Below are 1491 nucleotides of genomic sequence, written 5' to 3'. Positions count from 1 at the left end.
GGGCTCTTCAAGAAGCAGAGTGTAGGTCCGTCGGCGATGTCTTGAGACTTCAGGTGGAAGGGTCCGTGAGGGTGCGAGCTGGCTAGGTGCTGTGGCAACAGCGGGATGAGGGGGTCGAGGTCTCCGAGCAGAATGGAAGTTCTCACACTGACCGTTCAGCCCGAAAGACCTCGACGTGCCCCACCTTACTTTCACGAGCCCTGACCTGACTACGTTCTGCCGCCTCGACGAACTCGGCCTCGAAGCCACCGGTCAATACCTGACCTTGAAGCAGGCGGTGATCGAATGCCGTGTCGTTGAACCAGATCGGTGGTGCGGGTCCTGCGGTGCTGAGGGTGTTCCACGAGACACCGTCGTCCGCAGGCTCGCCCATGAACCGTTCGGGCATCGGCCGACCGTCTTGATGGTGAGGGTGCGCCGTTACCGGTGCCCGGACTGCTCGCGTGTCTGGCGGCAGGACACCTCGAAAGCAGCCCAGCGGCGGGCGAAGATCTCCCGCCGAGGACTTCGCTGGGCCCTGACCGGGATCGTGGTCGATCACCTCACTATCTCCCGGGTCGCGGCCGGCCTCGGAGTGTCATGGAACGCAGCGAACGACGCGGTCCTCGCCGAAGGACGACGCGTGCTGATCGATGACCCTCATCGGTTCGACGGTGTCACTGCGATCGGCGTGGACGAGCACGTCTGGCGCCACACCCGCAAAGGGGACAAGTTCGTGACGGTCATCATCGATCTCACCCCGATCCGCGCAAAGACAGGCCCGGCACGCCTGCTGGACATGGTCGAAGGACGCTCCAAAGCCGTCTTCAAGTCCTGGCTCGCAAACCGTCCCCAGGAGTGGCGGAACAAAGTCGAAGTGGTCGCGATGGATGGGTTCACCGGCTTCAAGACCGCCGCATCCGAGGAGCTCCCCGACGCGGTCCCGGTCATGGACCCCTTCCACGTCGTCCGTCTCGTCGGGGATGGGTTGGATCGGTGCCGGCAACGTGTCCAACAAGCCACGACCGGGCACCGGGGTCGTGCTGGTGACCCGCTCTACCGGGCGAGGCGGACCCTGCACACCGGTGCGGACCTGCTCACCGACAAGCAGCAGACCCGCCTGGACGCAGTGTTCGCGGCTGAGGAGCACCTCGAGGTCGAAGCGACCTGGGGTATCTACCAGCGCATCGTCGCGGCCTACCGACACCCCGACAAAAAGAAGGGCAAGGAGATGATGCAAGCGGTCATCGACGCGGTCACGACCGGCGTCCCGACTGCGTTGGTCGAGATCCGTAGGCTCGGCCGAACCCTCAAGCAGCGTGCCGCTGACGTGCTCGCGTTCTTCGACCGACCCGGCACCAGCAACGGACCCACGGAGGCGATCAATGGGCGGCTTGAGCACCTCCGCGGATCAGCCCTCGGCTTCCGGAACCTCGCCAACTACATCGCCCGATCCCTGCTCGAATCAGGCGGATTCAGACCCGTCCTACACCCTGGTTCGTGAAGAGCCGC

Annotated in this window: 1 protein-coding gene; it reads left to right on the top strand. The window is 64.6% G+C overall.

The genetic code is table 11. The features are described from left to right. Positions 1-175: 175 nt before the first annotated feature. Entirely contained in the window at positions 176-1483 is a 1308-nt protein-coding gene (locus FQ377_RS14645) for an ISL3 family transposase (protein WP_148601894.1), read from the top strand. Positions 1484-1491 lie beyond the last annotated feature (8 nt).

The sequence above is a fragment of the Arthrobacter echini genome (assembly GCF_008107445.1).
In the GTDB taxonomy this organism is placed as follows: domain Bacteria; phylum Actinomycetota; class Actinomycetes; order Actinomycetales; family Micrococcaceae; genus Arthrobacter_D; species Arthrobacter_D echini_A.
Note: the sequence above shows the minus strand (reverse complement) of the source record. Positions and strands in the feature narration are given on the sequence as shown.